This window comes from Vibrio palustris (genome assembly GCF_024346995.1).
GTDB lineage: Bacteria > Pseudomonadota > Gammaproteobacteria > Enterobacterales > Vibrionaceae > Vibrio > Vibrio palustris.
Map to the genome: position 1 here is coordinate 700,663 of NZ_AP024888.1, position 18,451 is coordinate 719,113.

Genomic DNA, 18,451 nt, shown 5'->3' on the forward strand with positions numbered 1-18,451 from the left:
GTACGGCTGCTCAACCTGTTACTCGTCAGCATTAAGTGAGGTAAGGCGCGCTGTTTGCATTTGTTCATCGAGATTTAATACGGTTAATGCGTTACTGACACTGGTTGCCACGACATCGACCGCACCGGTGCGCAATGCTCCAAGCAGCGCTAAAGGCTTGCTATTTTCAGAGGCAATAGCAATCACTTCAGAAATCGGACGAAATTCTTCAATACTCATCCCAATAACACGATCGCTCATTCCTGTTTTGGCGATGTGGCCACGTACATCAAAAAAGTCGTGTCCCGCAAAGTCCCCCACAACGCCTTGGTGTAAACGCGACTGCACGACTTCATTCGGAGTAAACCAGCCTAAATCAACCATGTAGTTGTTTTCACTCATATCGCCAATCCCGACTAACGCCATGTCTGCTTTACGGGCTAAATCTAGCGTTTGCTTAACCGTTGTGTTTTGCATGAAGACCATTTTTTGTTCATAGTTTTCGGCATAAGCAGGCGCATACAGGGTTTCCGATGTACCACCATATTTTTTCGCTAATTGACGACAAATATGATCGGCGTTAAACATGCTGCCCCGAGGGTGAATTCCACCAATTCCACACACAAAAGTACAATCTCTTGGTGTAATGACCCCCACATGATGCGCAACAGAGGAAACGTTACGCCCCTGCCCCACAGTCACAACCATGCCACTTTTTAACGTTTGTGATAAATAATTAGAGACCAGACCAGCCACTTGTGTACGCTGGGCGGCTTCATTGGGCTGATCCAGCGCTATCAATGCTCGTTTCACACCAAAACGTTCAATGAGACGTTGTTCTATTTTGGCACTAAATACCGGATGGTACTTAACCGTAATTTCAACAATCCCTTCATCCCGAGCTTGTTTAAGTAACCGACCTACCTTGGCACGAGAAATCGCGAATTTTTTGGAAATTTCTTCTTGAGTTGAGCCATCCTGATAATAGGCAACCGCAATTTCTGTCAAGAGATCGCTGTCTTCGAGAGAGATCTCGGATTTATTGGTACTCATAATTTACTCTTAGATCGAGGGTTCAAGGTGCTAACAATGAACAATTGTCATAATCCGTTACAAAAGTTGTAACCGATCTGACGTTTGAACATATGCTCCATGGTAATACATTTGTTCATGCAATGTAACTTAAGATTCCACAATGTAAATGTTAACACCGCGTAATCCCTTGTAACGATTGGTTATCATAGCACCAGACGGGAATTCAATAGGTGATACGTATCGTGGTAATAGACAAAATCGGATTGACTTTCGGGGCAAATAAGATAAATATGGACGCATCATTTACTCATCAATCGATCATATGTTCATAAATGATAAGGTCAGATTGATTCAAACGAAAACGAAGAGTGATGTGTGTTATCGTCATGACTTCGTAATCTAAAAAGAACATGCTTTTTAGACGCCTGTTGCAACGCAAAGGTCGCCTAAACCAACGACGAATGAAGGACTATACAAATGAGCAATAAATTAGAGCAACTACGCAAAATGACGACTGTTGTCGCGGACACAGGTGAGATCGAAGCGATCAAAAAATACAAACCTGAAGATGCTACAACTAACCCTTCTCTGATTCTTAAAGCCGCTCAAATTCCTGCTTATGCACCGCTGATTGAACAGTCTATTGCTGCTGCCAAAGAGCTAAGCAACGACGAAGACGAACAAGTGGATAAAGCTTGTGACATGCTTGCGGTGAACATTGGTAAAGAAATTTTAAAAACCATTCCTGGTCGTATTTCTACTGAAGTTAACGCTCGCCTTTCTTACAATACAGAAGCAAGTGTTGAGAAAGCACGTGAACTGATGAAATTGTACAATGACGCTGGTATTCCAAACGAGCGTATTCTTATCAAACTCGCATCAACTTGGGAAGGCATTCGCGCTGCAGAGATCCTTGAAAAAGAAGGCATCAACTGTAACCTAACGTTGCTATTCTCATTTGCTCAAGCGCGTGCTTGTGCAGAAGCTGGCGCTTACCTAATCTCGCCTTTCGTTGGTCGTATCATGGACTGGTATAAAGCGAAAGAAGGCCGTTCATTCGAAGCACAAGAAGATCCAGGTGTTATCTCTGTATCTAAAATCTACGAATACTATAAAGAGCACGGCTACGATACTGTGGTTATGGGTGCAAGCTTCCGTAACATTGGCGAGATCTTAGAGTTGGCTGGCTGTGACCGTCTGACCATCAGCCCTAACTTGCTACAAGAGTTAGAAGAAGCAGAAGGCGATGTTGTCGAAAAATTAGTCGACTCAAAAGGCTCTAAAGCAGCGCCTGCGAAAATGACGCACTCTGAGTTCCTATGGGAACACAATCAAGATCCAATGGCCGTTGAAAAACTGGCTGAAGGCATCCGCAACTTTGCCGTAGACCAAGGCAAACTTGAAGCGATGATCAAAGATCAACTATAAGACTTAATCACAAGCGAGTGGCCTCAAACCACTCGCTTGTTCATTTTATTTCTTAAGCCGCCACTGTGCGGCTACCTACAAACTTAAATCGAGACATCCAAATATGAATCGTAAATATTTAGCAAATGCTATTCGTGCTCTAAGCATGGATGCGGTACAAAAAGCAAAATCTGGCCACCCTGGCGCACCAATGGGTATGGCAGATATTGCAGAAGTTCTGTGGCGTGACCACATGAACCACAACCCAACTAACCCTAACTGGGCAGGCCGTGACCGTTTTGTACTTTCTAACGGCCATGGTTCAATGTTGCTTTACTCATTGCTGCACCTCACAGGTTATGAGCTTGGCATTGACGATCTTAAAAATTTCCGTCAATTACACTCTAAAACGCCGGGCCACCCAGAATACGGCTATGCTCCTGGTATCGAAACAACCACTGGTCCACTAGGCCAAGGTATTGCCAATGCAGTAGGTATGGCGATTGCTGAGAAGTCGCTTGCCGCGCAGTTTAACCAAGACGAGCACGATATTGTTGACCACCATACCTACGCCTTCATGGGCGACGGTTGTATGATGGAAGGCATTTCACATGAAGTGTGTTCACTTGCTGGTACGCTAGGTCTGGGTAAATTGATCGCGTTCTGGGATGACAATGGTATCTCTATCGATGGTCACGTTGAAGGTTGGTTTGGCGATGATACAGCGAAACGCTTTGAATCTTACGGCTGGCAGGTTATCTCTAGCGTTGACGGTCACGACTCTGACGCAATCAACAAAGCGATTGAAGAAGCGAAAGCGGATACTTCACGTCCAACGCTAATTTGTTGTAAAACCATCATCGGTTTTGGTTCGCCAAACAAATCAGGTTCTCACGATTGTCACGGTGCACCACTAGGTGATGATGAAATCGCAGCAACACGTGAATTCCTAGGTTGGGAACATGCCCCATTTGTTGTACCTAGTGACGTTTACGCGAAATGGGATGCCAAAGAAGCGGGTCAAGCAAAAGAAGCCGCTTGGGATGAGAAATTCGCGGCTTACGAAAAAGCTTATCCAGAGCTTGCGGCTGAATTCAAACGCCGCGTCGCGGGCGATCTTCCTGCTAACTGGGAAGCAGCCACGCAAGAAATCATTGAAAACCTACAAGCAAACCCTGAGAAAATTGCGTCTCGTAAAGCATCACAAAACGCGCTTGAAGCCTTCGGTAAAATACTGCCTGAATTCATGGGCGGCTCTGCTGACTTGGCACCATCTAACTTGACCATCTGGTCGGGGTCTAAGTCACTGACTGAAGAAGATGCGTCAGGTAACTATATTCACTACGGTGTTCGTGAATTTGGTATGACCGCAATCATCAATGGTATTGCATTACACGGTGGCTTTGTACCTTACGGTGCAACCTTCTTGATGTTTATGGAATATGCACGTAATGCACTGCGTATGGCAGCATTGATGAAAACCCAAAACATCCAAGTCTACACGCACGATTCAATCGGCCTAGGTGAAGATGGTCCAACTCACCAACCTGTAGAACAAGTGGCAACACTGCGTATGGTGCCTAACTTGAGCACGTGGCGTCCATGTGACCAAGTTGAGTCTGCGGTTTCTTGGAAACTCGCAATTGAGCGTAAGACGGCGCCAACGGCGTTAATCTTCTCTCGCCAAGGTCTTGCTCAGCAAGAACGTAGCGCTCAGCAATTAGCGGATATCAGCAAAGGTGGCTACATCCTTAAAGATAGCGCTGGTACACCCGATCTTATCTTGATTGCAACAGGTTCAGAAGTAGAGCTTGCTGTGAATGCAGCAGACGAGCTGAGCAAAGAAGGCAAAAACGTACGCGTAGTGTCTATGCCTTCAACCGATACGTTTGACAAGCAAGACGCGGCATACCGTGAATCTGTGCTGCCTTCAAGCGTGACAGCACGTGTTGCCATTGAAGCGGGTATTGCAGACTACTGGTTCAAATATGTAGGCCTAAACGGTCGTGTAGTTGGTATGACGACATTTGGCGAATCTGCACCAGCAGATCAACTATTTGAAGAGTTTGGCTTCACAGTCGACAACGTGGTTGCGAAAGCGAAAGAAGTGCTTTAATTCAATGTCACTCTTTGTATAAACAGAAGGGCCAGTCTGATGACTGGCCCTTTTTTATTTTGTCTAGATATGCCGCTATTTTGTTAAGTTACTGACATTAGAACTTAACTATATGACACTGCTGCATTAAACCATGTCCTTTTACTGACAAAACTCTGATTTATGCCCCCTACTATGACTGGGTATTCAACGAAGAATAATTCGGGCAGCGTGACTCGATAAATGAATTCACACTACCATATTACGCTGACAATAATTAGACTCAACTTAAGGGTTTTATCATGAAAAAAAACATCGCTCTTACACTCATCGCAAGTATGGCTAGCAGTGGCCTTTTTGCTCAAACCGCTTTCGCAGACAATCTTTATATGGGAGCCCGTGCTGGTCAATCATTCTCTAATGATGCCTGTGAAACGAATCATAATTGTAATGATGATGACCCAGCGGCGGGCCTATTCTTAGGCTATGACGTCAACCAATACATGGGCGTTGAGCTCGGTGCGGATTGGCTAGGTCAATACGACTTAAATTACAACGACAATGGTACTCTGAGCCGCAGTAAACATAACTTATCTGCCATCACTTTAGCGCCGAAATTTTCTTACCCTATGTCAGAAAAAGTGGATGTGTATGCAAAAGTAGGCGCGGCTTACATGCAATACGGCGATGACTCAGATTACGTACCAACCGGCACAGTGGGTGCTGAATACCACCTTTCGAAAAAATGGGATGCACGTCTTGCTTACCAGCGTTACCAAGGTATGTCTGATCATGTTATGCACAACATGGACACCGATCTTGTCACCGTCGGTTTAAGCTATAACTTTGGTCAAGATGACGCTAAGCCAATGCCTGCAAAAGCGGCTGAGCCAGCGCCTGCACCCGCACCAAAAGCTGAGCCAGCACCTAAGCCTGCACCAAAGCCTAAGTGGGTAATGAAGCAACACAATAATGTGACTGATAAGAGCTTCTTTGAGTTGGACAGCGCTAAGCTGACTGAAGCTGGTGAACAAACACTTGCTCCTCTATTAGCAACGTTGAAAGAATACCCGAATGCATCCGCTAACATTATCGGTTACACAGATACTACAGGAACAAAATCGTATAATAAGCAACTATCGAAAAAACGTGCTCAATCTGTTGCCGACTACTTAGTTGAAAATGGTATTGATAAAACGAAATTGACCGTTGATGGCAAAGGCGAAGCGGATCCAATCGCAAGCAACGAAACTCGTCAAGGTCGTGAACAAAACCGTCGTGTTGAAGTCATGATTCCACAGTTTGAATACAAGGTGAAAACATCGGCTGCCAATGCACAAACCGGTGCTTAATACGTACAACGTATGACATCTAGTCTAAAAAAGACAGAAGCTCAAGGCTTCTGTCTTTTTTTTTGTTTCTTTACGGTGACTCTTAAAGAGAGCAATACTTATGAGCCATTGAGAATAAATAATAATTCCGCACGACGGTTGCACGCGCGTCCTGACGCCGTTTTATTCGTACATGCTGGAAAGTACTCACCGTAGCCACGCGTATAAATAGACGATTTTGAAACACCATTCATTTCGAACAGAGCTTCGATACGTTCTGCGCGACGCTTAGATAAGTCATCATTTAAAGACTCACTCCCTGTAATATCGGTATGACCATTGATAACAACTGTTATCGACGGATAACGAGAGAGGAACACACTCAAGCGTGCGATCCAAGGGTATGAGCCCATTTCTACCGTGGCAGAATTTAAACGAAAATAAATCGACTCATTGACATGCACCATCATCGACGAACCTGGTAATACATCATAAGCGATATCATTAGACCGTAAAAAACCAATCAATCGATCGTAATCCGAGTGATAAGACAACGCCACTTCAGCCGTTTTTTTGGGTTGTTCGGGTTGTCCCCATTGCGGATTTCGTACATTGGTATGATCTTGTGGCGCTTGATCAAGTTTATCATTGCGCACCATCTTACTTAGCTCACTCATTGAGCTAAGGCTACACCCGCTTAACAATAACGATAGGATCAAGGCAACATACTTCATCTGATAACTCATCAATGATTGAATTCTATAAAGGTTATCGACTGATAAATCATAAACTTTACGCAAATATTATGACGATGTGAGTCAACCAACTGCCGAGCTTAACAGTAATAAGAGTACTCTTGAACTAGGCAGCGTTTATCTATATTGAGTCTAGACTAACACCGTCAATGTTGTTCGATGGCAGGCAATATTAAACACTTAACGGTACAGGATGTAATACTAACCCTTCCTCTGTCACTAAGATGCAATCCATGCCGCCTGAGTGTGCGGCTTGCATCCCCAAAAGTGTATCTTCAAACACTACACATTGTTCTGGGCGCAAATTTAAGTGCGCGGCGGCGGATAAAAACGTCTCGGGGTGCGGTTTATGATTCGTGACATCCGTCGCCGTTACCACAGCATCAAACTTATTTAATAGTCCAGTCCGCGCTAAAATAGACATGGCCATAGTACGTTGACTTCCTGTTCCCACCGCGAGAGGTTTTTTGCCATAATAAGCATGAACTAACTCTGTGGTCGCAGAAATAAGCGTTTCTTGCCCTTCTAAGCTCGCAAAATGCGTCATTTTACAGTCTGAAACGACTTGAGGATTCAGTTGCAAGTGGTAACGCTCATTAATCACATCGACTATCTTAATACTTGGCATACCACCCATGCTATTCAACCACTCTGCGTCGAATGGAAAATCATATGTTTGCGCAGCGTGTTCCCAAGCAGCTAAATGTGCAGGCATCGTATCCACTAACGTACCGTCCATATCAAAAATCAGTCCTGCGTAGTCATTTAACTCTATCGCCATATGCATGTTCCTTTACGTCTTATGATTATTTGAGCATCATTCCATGAAGCTCGATGTAATGCAATTGGCTTACTATCAACTGGCAACACCGTAGTATCACTAAGCGGGCATTGACTCTTCCAAGGCGTGTGCTAATTCATTTGGGCTTTCCCATGTATAAACCCATTCATGAATGGTGGTGCCGCAAGGCGAAAGCCAATCACGATCAAGGTGATGACTACAACCAATATGATCATAAAAGTCCACCGCTTGCTGATTATCTTCCATAACTTCAAGATAAATACCAGATTGTGGAAAAAATTGCTCGACCCATTGCAATGCTCGTTGGATCAATAGCTTTCCTAACCCTTGGTTACGGTGTGACGGTTTGATATGTAGCGTTTCAATGATCGTGCCCTTCTCAAAATCGTGATTGCCAAATAAACAAATGAAGCCCAGAAGTCCGGTTTTATCTTCAATTAATAAGACATGCTGGTTAAAAGGAGGATTCGTTAAACGAGTTTGCCAAATGAGTTGGCGGTCTTCATCGACATCATCATCCAAGTAGTCTTGGCGTAGGATATCTTGGTAGTAGGTTTTCCAACTTGTGGCATGAAGATGAGCGATACGCTCATAGTCTTGGTACTCTGCGGTTCTAATATCCATATTCACGTCCTGATTACATCCTGTAATACTTAAAGAATAGTATATTATGCAAAACGAACAAAAATACAAATGCGGCATTTGAATATACAAGACATTGTCACTAAAACATCACTAAGCGAATGAAGACAGAAAACAGACAGGAGAATATGCTGCAAAGAACAAGGATTATGTACATGTTCCATGCAGCATGATGGCAAGAGGGTTATTTACGTTCACCATAACGTTCTAAATACATAATCGTTGCTGCGGTGCGAGACGGCACCTGTAGCTTTTTCAGTAAGCTTTTCATATGCACTTTAACGGTCGACTCAGAGATGAATAGTCGATCGGCAATTTGCTTATTACGAAAACCTTTTGCGACTTCACTTAAGATCTGCCCTTCACGATCGGTAAGGGCCTCAAACAAATCGATCTGCTCGCGTCGATTACTCAGGTACTTAAGCACCACATCGCTATACGATTTATTACCATTAGCGGCATTTTTTAATAAATCAACCAACTGTTCCGGTTCGGTGTCTTTCAAAAGGTACCCATCCGCACCGGCACGAACCATGGCTTCGATGTCACCAACATTATCAGAAACCGTTAAAACAACCACAATCGCACTGCATCCATCGGTTCTTAACGCTTTGAGTGTGTCGAGCCCTGATAACCCTTTCATATTGAGATCTAATAAGATCATATCTGGTTCATCAGACTGGGCCAGAGCAATCGCTTCATCACCACTGCTTGCTTCTGCGATGACGTCGAATTCAGGCTCAATGCTTAACAATTGCTGAATACCTCGACGCATCAATGGATGATCATCCACCAGCATTATTTTGCATTTATTCAAGATAAGTCTCCTTTCTTATTCGCAGGATACGTAATAGATACTTTACATCCCTGGTTAGGCTCGGAATCAATATGTAATTGACCACCTAAACGTTGCGCACGTTCATACATAATATTCATCCCGTAATGGTTCACTTTTGAGGGGGGATCACTAAAACCAATACCATCATCTTTAATATATACCGTGACCACCCCGTTTTCTTCACCACAATAAATGGTGATATGGCTCGCTTGGGCGTGTTTAATGGCATTAATCGTAGCCTCACGAATCAACTGAACCAAATGGACCTGCTGCTGAGCACTTAACTCAAAAGACACAAGTAAGTTATCAAGATTAATAATCGCGCTGGTTCTTGCGCGTAATTGATCCACCACTTCATTTAATGCCTGACCAAAACTGCTTTCTTTGAGTGTCAAACGAAACGTCGTCAGTAACTCACGTAGCTGTTTATAAGCACTCGATAGCCCAGTATCGAGCTCGGCAATAACCGGGTTAGCACTCGCTTGCAATGTTTCATGATCGTCGGCTAGCATAGACCGCTTAAGTAGCGATACTTGTATTTTCAGATAAGACAACGACTGTGCCAATGAGTCATGTAATTCTCTAGCAATTGTCGCTCGCTCCTCAAGTAATAATAGTTGTTCAGATTGTTTTTGTGATTTTGCATAATGAATCGCTTGTTCAAATATATGCAAAAAGTTTTTAATGAGGATTTTATCTGGGCAAGGCAGTCCTTCTTTCCAACGTAAATACCCCAGCAACACGCCATCGACACTCAACTCCCGATGTAGGGAGTATTCTGCATAACGTTCACCAGCATGTAAGGTGAGGCCCTGTCCACCTGCATCAATAACTTGTACTTCTGCACTGATAACGCCTTCTAGAGAACAAAAGTAATCTAAAATTACCTGAAAATTCTCCACCGTTAATCGAGACGATGAAAGCTCTTGAGACGATTGATACAATACTTGTAGAGATTGGTTTGCCATTCTTAAATGACGTGTTTTTTCATCGACGGCAATCTCCAAACCTTGATACAACTGGCCAAGTTCTTGAGACATACCATTGAATACCACCATCAACTCGCCGAGTTCGTTATGCGGTTGTCCCGATAAACTAACATCAAACTTCCCTTCTCTTACATTTTGGCTTGCCTGAGACAAACGCTTGAGAGGTTTGACAATTTCGTTACGGGTGTAGCGTACGACCACCAAGCAGATTAAAATCACACCACTGAGACATAACGCGGCAACCCATGCCAATGTCGTCAATTTACGTTCATTATAATGCTGTAATTTGTACTCAAATTGCTCGATATAACGAATGTAAGGATCGACTTGTTGGGTTAAAGAAACATTATGCTGGCTTATCAGCGTTCTTTTGATCGACTTCCAATCTAGCACCAATTGACGATAATAAGCGCTAATATTATTAGGCACCCACCAATTATTTAATTGCCTCATTGTCGGACCATATAGCGTATCTTCAAAATCATCAATATGCTGTAAGGTATGTACATCATTGGTTTTGACATCAATGGTAATTCGATATATTTGCGTTCTTAAAGAACTAGAAGCGTTGATCATCTCGGCATCATTTAGTGATGACGCAAGAGTAAAGATGGAATAGCCAATAATGATCAGACTAAAAATGATGACTAAGGACATCCATTTTACAATAAAACTGGTAACCGATTGCTCTATCGAACGTAACAAATACCTCTCCTTAACCATTAACGATATAAGATGACATCAACAATAACTGTCTATCTGCTACTTTAGAGTGATACGTTATAGATAGGTTATAATCGATTTTTATGATAGGAATAAACTCTGAAAAACAAGCTTTTGTGACATAGCACAAGTTATAATTTATGGATAAGAGACACTTGCCCGCCAAAGACTTGTGATTGTGTCAATATTAACGCTTTACGGCTGCCGATCACTGCGCAAATACAGCGATACCTTACTCATCATTGACTCTGAATGTTTGACCGTTCGATGCATCCAAATAGATTTTGTGCAGCCGGTCTAACCCACCACAATAAACAAAATACACGTCTCTATCTTGAAAAGATACCGCTCTTACCCAACCATAGGTTTCTTCAAAATCTTTCGGCTTACATTGGTTAGATATTAGCAACTCATTGGTAGTATTAAAAAAAGTCGTTTCATATTTTCCCAAATCATCCGACCGATTGATATAGCCAAGTACTGTTTCCTTTCTTTGTTGGGGAGTAATCACCGGTTTTTCAATCACTAGACCATCGAGAGGTATCCATTTCGCGGTCGCTGGCTGATCTTGTACATAAACAAAATATTCAGTAATTCGCCCCCAACCATCGGTTTTTTCTAATAAATTGACCTTATCTCCACGATGTAAGCGTTCTTCAACAAAAGCATCTTTATTCGGCTCGCTACGGATAGGCAGTGTGGCAACTGACACGTAGTAATCCATGATTTCTTTTTTTTCTTCAGGTGCGGTGACGGGTGTGGTTGTGTTACTTTCAGGTTCTGCCGGTGGAGTTTGCGGTTTTTCGCCCAAGAAGCGACCTATGCCAAAAACGTCACCATGGTTGGGCATATAATAGAATATATAGTAACCCGCGCCGGCAGCGCCGATTCCCAAGATCAGTAACAATAGCATCAGTAACTTTTTCATCAGTGCTCATTTCCCCATACACAACAAACACATCACCGTACCTTAAGTATTAGCAGGTGTAATAACAGTGTCTAAAAAGAAATGGCGAGGTGATTATTTATACAACCATTTTGTGATAACAATCTCATTAGCGCAGAGTACAACCAAGAAACTAAGATAATTATCCAACAAACACCCTCAGTATTTACAATGTAAATATGGCGATGACGCCCTACTTTAAAATACCGCTTGTTCATGCTGAATTTAGCGCAAAGTGCGTGTAAACCCGTAAACTAAACAGCAATACGGATAAAACAAAGCCGTGATGAATAGTTCCATAGGCCACATAGCTCAATTTATCCGCAGTGTATACTCGACCTTTACTTATTTGGAGACGATCACATAAACGAATAACTTGTTACATAAAGCGCTTACATTGAAATTATTAATTGAGCTAGAACTACACAATTTCTCACAAACTCATCGTTTTGATGAGTACCTTCTGATATAAGTGAGTATTACTATAGTATGTATTTACTGCGTAACGACGCAAAAGCCTTCATATTAAATGACGGTTATCTAGGCAGTACTGTCGATTTTCACGGAGAAACTAGATGCAGGATACTCTTACAGTCGTGCTAGCCGGTGGTGTAGGTTCTCGGCTTTCCCCTCTTACCGATGACCGAGCAAAGCCCGCCGTACCTTTTGGTGGGAAATACCGCATTATCGATTTCACGCTTACCAATTGTTTACATTCTGGGTTACGTCGTATTTTAGTGCTAACTCAATATAAATCTCACTCACTACAAAAACACTTGCGTGATGGTTGGTCTATTTTCAACCCAGAATTGCATGAATATGTGACTGTCGTGCCTCCTCAGCAGCGCAAAGGCGGCAAATGGTACGAAGGCACCGCAGACGCCCTATTTCATAACATGTGGCTTTTGTCGCGGAGTGATGCAAAATACGTCGTGGTACTGTCGGGGGATCATATCTATCGTATGGATTACGACGCAATGCTTACACAGCACAAAGCATCAGGTGCAGGGTTAACTGTCGCTTGTATGGATGTCGAACGCTCTGAGGCCAGTGCATTCGGTATTATTGCGGTCAATGATGACAATATTGTTACCTCATTCATTGAAAAGCCAATGGATCCGCCATCCATTCCAGGTCACAGTGATCGCAGCTTAGTGTCTATGGGCGTCTATGTGTTCAGCATGGATGTACTGAAAGCAGCATTGAATCAAGATGCCGATAAAACCCATTCTGAACATGACTTTGGTAAAAATATTATTCCCCAATTGATCCCAAGTAACACCGTCCACGCGTATCGCTTCGCAGAGCAAGACAAAGGACGAGTAAAACGAGATTGCTATTGGCGCGACGTAGGCACCATTGATTCGTATTATGAAGCCAATATGGATTTATTAGAGCCCGTGCCGCCATTAAATCTTTATCAGAAAAATTGGGCAATCCGCACGTATGAGCCACAGTACCCACCCGCACGCACTGTATCTTCCGCAACGGGCAATGAAGGTATTTTTATCAATTCAATGATTGCTAATGGCGTCGTCAACTCAGGTGGTTCGGTTCACCACAGTGTCGTGTCGTCAAATGTTCGAATCCATGATGGTGCGACAGTAATGGACAGCATTATATTTGAAGATGTCAGTATTGGTGCCGGCTGCCAAATTCAAAACTGCATTATTGATAAACACGTAGAAATACCACCCAATACCGAAATTGGTTTTGATAAAAAGAAAGATGCGCAGCGCTTCCATGTGTCAGAAAAAGGTGTCGTTGTGATACCAGAGAGCTATCAGTTCTAGTCACACAAGTATTCTATTCAAGCTCCCCCTAAACGTCTCTTTTAGGAACAAGGCGTAGAGGGGAGCCATGATAGATACTCAACATTATTTAGTCGCGGGTTCAGCCAGAGTATTGAGTGCTGATTGGCCTTTCGGGGTTTGGTTAAAATGACGCTTAAACTCACGGCTAAATTGGGAAGGGCTGACATAACCGACTTTCATTGCAGCTTCTGTCACACGCAATCCTTCCACTTGAATTAATTGTCTCGCTTTATTTAGCCGTACTTTTTTAAGGTATTGCAGTGGCGATTCCATTGTGACGGCACGAAAAGCATGATGAAAAGCTGACACGCTCATATTCGAAACCTCTGAAAGCAACTGTACCGATAGTGGCTCACTGTAATGACTATGGATTTTCGCGAGCGCTTTGGCAATACGCGCATAATGCCCTTCGTAGCGTGCTAACTCGACTAATACATGCCCTTCTGTCCCGGTCAGTACACAAAATAGTATATCGTCAATGAGAGATTGGCTCAGTACTTTTGCTTCGACTGGAGACAATAAGGCATGCATCACTCGCTCACAGCTGCTCAACATTCGCGCATTCATTTGTACAGATTGAACGCCGCATTGACCCTTATTGTTTTGTGCGCAATATTGCATTCCGTGCTCATCGAGCAGGCTCACCATACGCATCAATAACGTGTGATCGATATGAATATTGAGCCCCAGTATCGGCTCTTGTTGACTCGCAAAGGCCTCACATTCAAGCGGCATAGGAACGCCTGCGACGAGATAATCATTGGGCCCATACGTCACGCAATGCTCGTTTCCTATGGTAATTTTTTTATATCCTTGACCAAGAATAATAATACCCGACTCGTAAACAAATGGAGATTTTGGGGTAGCTTGGGTATGGCGAAAGAACTTAACTTCTGGAATGTCAGTCTTTATATCGCCTTCAAGTTCCTGCAATTGGTTTTGTTCTACGTATTGCTGCATTAATGTCGCTAAATTACTCACACTCTCACCTTCGTTACTTACAAACCACCACAAATTTGTAGGATTAGACATTAAATTTGGACAAATGACGCTATTAAAATACATTATTAAACACTATTATGCACTCATAATATAGACACAGTTACGATAAACTTAAGTCAACACAATATGCCTAGTTGAGGAATAATCCTTTCTGGAAGCAATAGGAGCGTACAATGCAGTTTTCTTACTCTAACCCAACCCGACTCCACTTTGGGCAAGGTCAAATCAAGACCATCGCACAAGAAATCCCTCTCGATAGTAACGTATTGGTGATATACGGCGGTGGCTCTATCAAAAAAAATGGCGTTTACGATCAAGTTGCGGACGCACTAAAAGAGCACACTTGGAAAGAGTTCTCTGGTGTTGAGCCAAATCCAACCAAAGAAACCTTGGATAAAGCGATCACCATGGCCAAAGAACACAACATTAACTTTATTTTGGCCGTTGGTGGCGGCTCTGTTATTGATGGGTCGAAATTTGTTGCCGCTGCGGCCTGCTACGAAGGTGAAAGCTGGGATATCATGGTTGGAAAACATACGGTGACGACAGCGGTTCCTATTGGTGCAATTTTGACCCTTCCAGCGACGGGCTCAGAGTCTAACTCTGGTGCCGTGATCACCAAACGTGAAACTAATGATAAACTTCCGTTTGGTTCTAAAGCCGTGCAACCTCTTTTTGCTGTTTTAGACCCAGATGTAATGAAAACGCTGCCAGAACGCCAGCTTATCAATGGCGTTGTTGATGCATGGGTTCACACTTGTGAGCAATACCTCACCACACCAACCTCTGCCAAGGTACAAGAAGGTTATGCTGAAACATTACTGCGTACTCTGCTTGATTTGGGGAATCGCTACGATAGCCGCGACAGCGATGAATGGCGAGCCAACCTAATGTGGTCAGCCAACCAAGCCTTGAACGGTTTGATTGGTACGGGGGTTCCACAAGATTGGGCTACCCACATGATTGGACACGAATTTACCGCTTTATGGCAAGTCGATCACGGACGTTCATTAGCGATCGTACAACCTTGGCTACTGCGCAACCAAATGGACGTAAAACGTGCCAAATTAGAACAAATGGGCCGCAACGTGTTTGGCCTAGAAGCTGGTGACGATTTAGCGGAGCGAACCATCCAAGCAATCGAAGCATTTTACCATGGGTTGAATGTCGCGACTCAATTTGGTGAACACGGCATGACGCACTCAGAAGCGGTTGATACGGTTGTTAATCAACTAGACAAACACGGTATGACCGCTCTAGGTGAGAACAAAGCGATCACTTTGAAGCAATCTCGTGAAATTCTAGAAAAAGCGTTGGTTTAGACCAATCCACTTCAATGGGCGCATCAGCGCCCATTGACTCAAAAGTTCATATTTCCACAATAACTATAACGATATTGTCGCGTTATATCACTGATCTTGCCTGTAAAATCCGCTACACTTTTGCTTTATTTAATCCCAATAAAACCCAATGATGATGGTATTGGTAACGAGTGATGGCTTACATCAATGAGCCCTACACTCTCGTCAGTCATCTTGGTATTGATCTCGATAAGACCATAAAAATCAAATAGGAATTGAATCATGCATAAAACCACTCGCGTTATGAGTGCCCATAAACACGTGGCCTTAGTTGCACATGATAATTACAAAACTGAACTATTGCGCTGGGTAGAAGAAAACAAATCAACGTTACAACAGCACTTTTTGTACGCAACCGGTACCACGGGCACAATGCTGAGTAAAGAAACAGGCCTTGCGATAAAAAGTAAAATCAGTGGACCAATGGGCGGTGATCAACAGGTCGGCGCTATGATTGCCGAAGGTAAAATTGACGTATTGATTTTTTTCTGGGATCCACTCAATGCCGTACCGCATGACCCTGACGTGAAAGCCTTGCTACGTATTGCCAGTGTTTGGAACATTCCTGTCGCCACTAACCGCGCCAGCGCGACGTTTATTTTCAAATCTGACCTTATCAACCAAGAGGTAGAAATTGAAATTCCAGACTATAACGCATACTTAAGTGAGCGCGTATAGCTCTGTTATTCGCAACGATAACAGGGTGCTAGCCAATAGCAGTCAATCAAAACAAAAATAGGCTCTTCAGATGAAGAGCCTTTTCTTATGGTCGCTATTGAATTATATTTTATAAATCAACACTCTACATATAATAATCGATTATTGTGGACCGACTTGACTAATTACACCAGCGACTTCATCAGCAGTTTGAGTTGGCTTAGGGAAAGCTTGTACATCTTGGAATACTTGACCATTTGTATCACGATGCGGATCACTCGCTGAAGATCCTACATATTTATTGCCGCGTACATTAATGTAGCCTCCACCATTAACCCAATGTGGGCTTCGTGCATTTTCAAAATAGTTATTTTCTACTAATGCTTGAGCACCATGAGAGGTACTGATTGAGTAATACGTGATGTTTTTCCAATAGTTATTAAAGATATGCGCACGTGTGTTTTCACCCGTTAATTTCGGGTTACGGCCGGCCGCTTCATCCCAAAAGTTATGGTGGAAGGTCACTTCCGTATTTTTCACTAAGTTTGTGTACCAGTGATGATTGGCACAGACTTGCGGATTTAGCCCTTTAAAGTGGTTCCAGCTTACGGTAACGTTTTTACTATTACCAAAATCAATTTGGCCATCACTGATATCTTTAAACGACACATGATCAATCCAAACATGGCTGCTATCATCCACTTCGATACCGCTGCTCGCTTCAACTAACGCAGGGTTCACATCATAAATCTTTAAATTTTTAATAATGACGTTTTGTGCTTGATATACCACCAACGTTCCGCCGCGAATACCCGAATTTTTATTGCCGCCAATCACTGATTTGTTCGGCGTTACCAAAATACGTGTTTCGTTGCGATTAACTGTAAATGTCTGATTAGTATCACTATCTAAAGACTTACAAGATGTATCTCCAACAGGAATACGATACCAGAGCTTACCTGGGTCATCCCACATCGCACAATCTAAACGACACGCTTGTACAGGACGAGGCTCAGTACGGCAATCAATGGTCGTGTTAGCTGGAATGTTAATGACACGTTTTCCATCCGTGCGCAATTCACGCACTAAAGCATCACAAGTTTTCACCGTAACTTCTGGGCCACCCTGACCTCCGGTGGTGGTATATAGACCATCATTACCCGATTGACCTGCAAAACCAATGGGACCATCGCTTGGCGATGGAGTATTCGAATCGCTGCCACACGTGCCGTTGACTGGATTAAAATACCAACGTTGTGAGCTCGAATTCGCATCATCATTTTGATATACGTTGGCCGCATCTTCCCCGCTCGCAACCGTCAGAGATTTTGACGAAAGTTTGTTTACGATTTTGAACGAGCCGTTACTTTGGTGCTTTAATTCCCAACGTTGTGTGTCACTATCTAGATCTTCATAGGTATCAACATTGGCGCCGTTTGACGTTGAATTATTATAAACTTCGACGACCTTATTGTTATAAGCCGATTTAATTTTCCAATAATTATCTTTCTGTTTAGTTACAATAAATTTTTGGTTATTCGGCTTCCAATTATTATAAGTGATCACGTTTGGCGTTGGTCCCGAATCACTGGTATCAACATCAAGTGCTTTATTCGCACCTTTATTAATGATGAAGTACGTACCACCAGAACTTGGAGCTTGTGTACAATTAGCAGCAAACACAGACGCACTACTTAGCGCCAGAGCTAAAGCAATACCATGCTTAACTACGGTATATTTGTTGGTTAATAACATTTTAATTCCTATACATCTTACGATTAATGACTCACTCTCCTCTGGAGGTTATGAGTTAATGATATATCGTTCTATAACTAAATATATCAGTAGGTTATTGTAAAGAATTTGCTTTACATTTTTCTGACATTAGCCATTTTTTGCTGCATTGATCCCAACAAAAATTTGAACATAAACTTTATGACCCCTAAATCAAAGTAATAGGGACATTATCTGTCCCCCTATATCGGTATAAGTAAGAAAATTAGATAATGGACACAATAAATACGTTGCTCGGTAAATCGACCCTCGCGCTTGTAATGGCATCATCGTTAGCTTAT

The 18,451-nt window shown here is 42.9% G+C and carries 15 protein-coding genes; 6 read left to right on the plus strand and 9 right to left on the minus strand.

The annotated features are described in order from the left end of the window. Positions 1 to 18: 18 nt before the first annotated feature. Positions 19 to 1,032, minus strand: a complete 1,014-nt coding sequence (locus OCU30_RS15565) for a sugar-binding transcriptional regulator (protein ID WP_077315043.1) — start codon at positions 1,030 to 1,032, stop codon at positions 19 to 21. 459 nt (positions 1,033 to 1,491) lie between these two features. On the opposite strand from OCU30_RS15565, the gene tal reads away from it, so the two are divergent. The 3 genes from tal to OCU30_RS15580 all read left to right on the plus strand — a co-directional run bounded on the left by tal (position 1,492) and on the right by OCU30_RS15580 (position 5,868). Further along, positions 1,492 to 2,442 (plus strand): transaldolase, encoded by a 951-nt coding sequence (gene tal, locus OCU30_RS15570; RefSeq protein ID WP_077315042.1) that lies wholly within the window; start codon positions 1,492 to 1,494, stop codon positions 2,440 to 2,442. Between the two features lie 103 nt (positions 2,443 to 2,545). Next, on the plus strand, positions 2,546 to 4,537 hold the full coding sequence (gene tkt / locus OCU30_RS15575) for a transketolase (RefSeq protein WP_077315041.1): 1,992 nt from the start codon (positions 2,546 to 2,548) through the stop codon (positions 4,535 to 4,537). A gap of 281 nt (positions 4,538 to 4,818) precedes the next feature. Beyond that, complete coding sequence (locus OCU30_RS15580; protein WP_077315040.1) at positions 4,819 to 5,868, plus strand: OmpA family protein; 1,050 nt, start codon at positions 4,819 to 4,821, stop codon at positions 5,866 to 5,868. Positions 5,869 to 5,966: 98 nt separating this feature from the next. Here OCU30_RS15580 and OCU30_RS15585 read toward each other — a convergent pair whose 3' ends face one another. The 6 genes from OCU30_RS15585 to OCU30_RS15610 form a co-directional block, all read right to left on the minus strand. Beyond that, positions 5,967 to 6,581, minus strand: coding sequence for an OmpA family protein (locus OCU30_RS15585; RefSeq protein WP_159439149.1), 615 nt, complete (start codon positions 6,579 to 6,581; stop codon positions 5,967 to 5,969). Between the two features lie 193 nt (positions 6,582 to 6,774). Then, the gene (locus OCU30_RS15590; RefSeq protein ID WP_077315038.1) at positions 6,775 to 7,383 is read right to left on the minus strand and encodes a beta-phosphoglucomutase family hydrolase; all 609 of its coding nucleotides are present in this window, start codon (positions 7,381 to 7,383) and stop codon (positions 6,775 to 6,777) included. Between the two features lie 99 nt (positions 7,384 to 7,482). Beyond that, a complete protein-coding gene (locus tag OCU30_RS15595; protein ID WP_077315037.1) occupies positions 7,483 to 8,028 on the minus strand; it encodes a GNAT family N-acetyltransferase in 546 nt (181 codons plus the stop codon). 202 nt (positions 8,029 to 8,230) lie between these two features. Further along, positions 8,231 to 8,863 (minus strand): response regulator, encoded by a 633-nt coding sequence (locus tag OCU30_RS15600; protein WP_095532921.1) that lies wholly within the window; start codon positions 8,861 to 8,863, stop codon positions 8,231 to 8,233. Further along, on the minus strand, positions 8,860 to 10,578 hold the full coding sequence (gene narQ, locus OCU30_RS15605) for a nitrate/nitrite two-component system sensor histidine kinase NarQ (RefSeq protein WP_077315035.1): 1,719 nt from the start codon (positions 10,576 to 10,578) through the stop codon (positions 8,860 to 8,862). Before narQ ends, OCU30_RS15600 begins: the two co-directional genes overlap by 4 nt. A gap of 250 nt (positions 10,579 to 10,828) precedes the next feature. Continuing rightward, positions 10,829 to 11,524 carry an SH3 domain-containing protein gene (locus tag OCU30_RS15610; RefSeq protein WP_077315034.1) on the minus strand — a complete coding sequence of 232 codons (696 nt, stop codon included), beginning with the start codon at positions 11,522 to 11,524 and terminating at the stop codon, positions 10,829 to 10,831. Positions 11,525 to 12,117: 593 nt separating this feature from the next. Between OCU30_RS15610 and glgC the strand changes: the two genes are divergently transcribed. After that, positions 12,118 to 13,335, plus strand: a complete 1,218-nt coding sequence (gene glgC, locus OCU30_RS15615) for a glucose-1-phosphate adenylyltransferase (RefSeq protein ID WP_077315033.1) — start codon at positions 12,118 to 12,120, stop codon at positions 13,333 to 13,335. Positions 13,336 to 13,419: 84 nt separating this feature from the next. Here glgC and OCU30_RS15620 read toward each other — a convergent pair whose 3' ends face one another. After that, positions 13,420 to 14,337 carry an AraC family transcriptional regulator gene (locus tag OCU30_RS15620; RefSeq protein WP_077315122.1) on the minus strand — a complete coding sequence of 306 codons (918 nt, stop codon included), beginning with the start codon at positions 14,335 to 14,337 and terminating at the stop codon, positions 13,420 to 13,422. A gap of 194 nt (positions 14,338 to 14,531) precedes the next feature. Here OCU30_RS15620 and OCU30_RS15625 point away from each other — a divergent pair, with 194 nt between their 5' ends. After that, positions 14,532 to 15,680, plus strand: a complete 1,149-nt coding sequence (locus tag OCU30_RS15625) for an iron-containing alcohol dehydrogenase (protein WP_077315032.1) — start codon at positions 14,532 to 14,534, stop codon at positions 15,678 to 15,680. A 261-nt stretch (positions 15,681 to 15,941) separates the two neighbouring features. Further along, the gene (locus OCU30_RS15630; protein ID WP_077315031.1) at positions 15,942 to 16,397 is read left to right on the plus strand and encodes a methylglyoxal synthase; all 456 of its coding nucleotides are present in this window, start codon (positions 15,942 to 15,944) and stop codon (positions 16,395 to 16,397) included. Between the two features lie 141 nt (positions 16,398 to 16,538). Here OCU30_RS15630 and OCU30_RS15635 read toward each other — a convergent pair whose 3' ends face one another. Beyond that, complete coding sequence (locus OCU30_RS15635) at positions 16,539 to 18,131, minus strand: RICIN domain-containing protein (protein WP_077315030.1); 1,593 nt, start codon at positions 18,129 to 18,131, stop codon at positions 16,539 to 16,541. Positions 18,132 to 18,451: the final 320 nt, after the last annotated feature.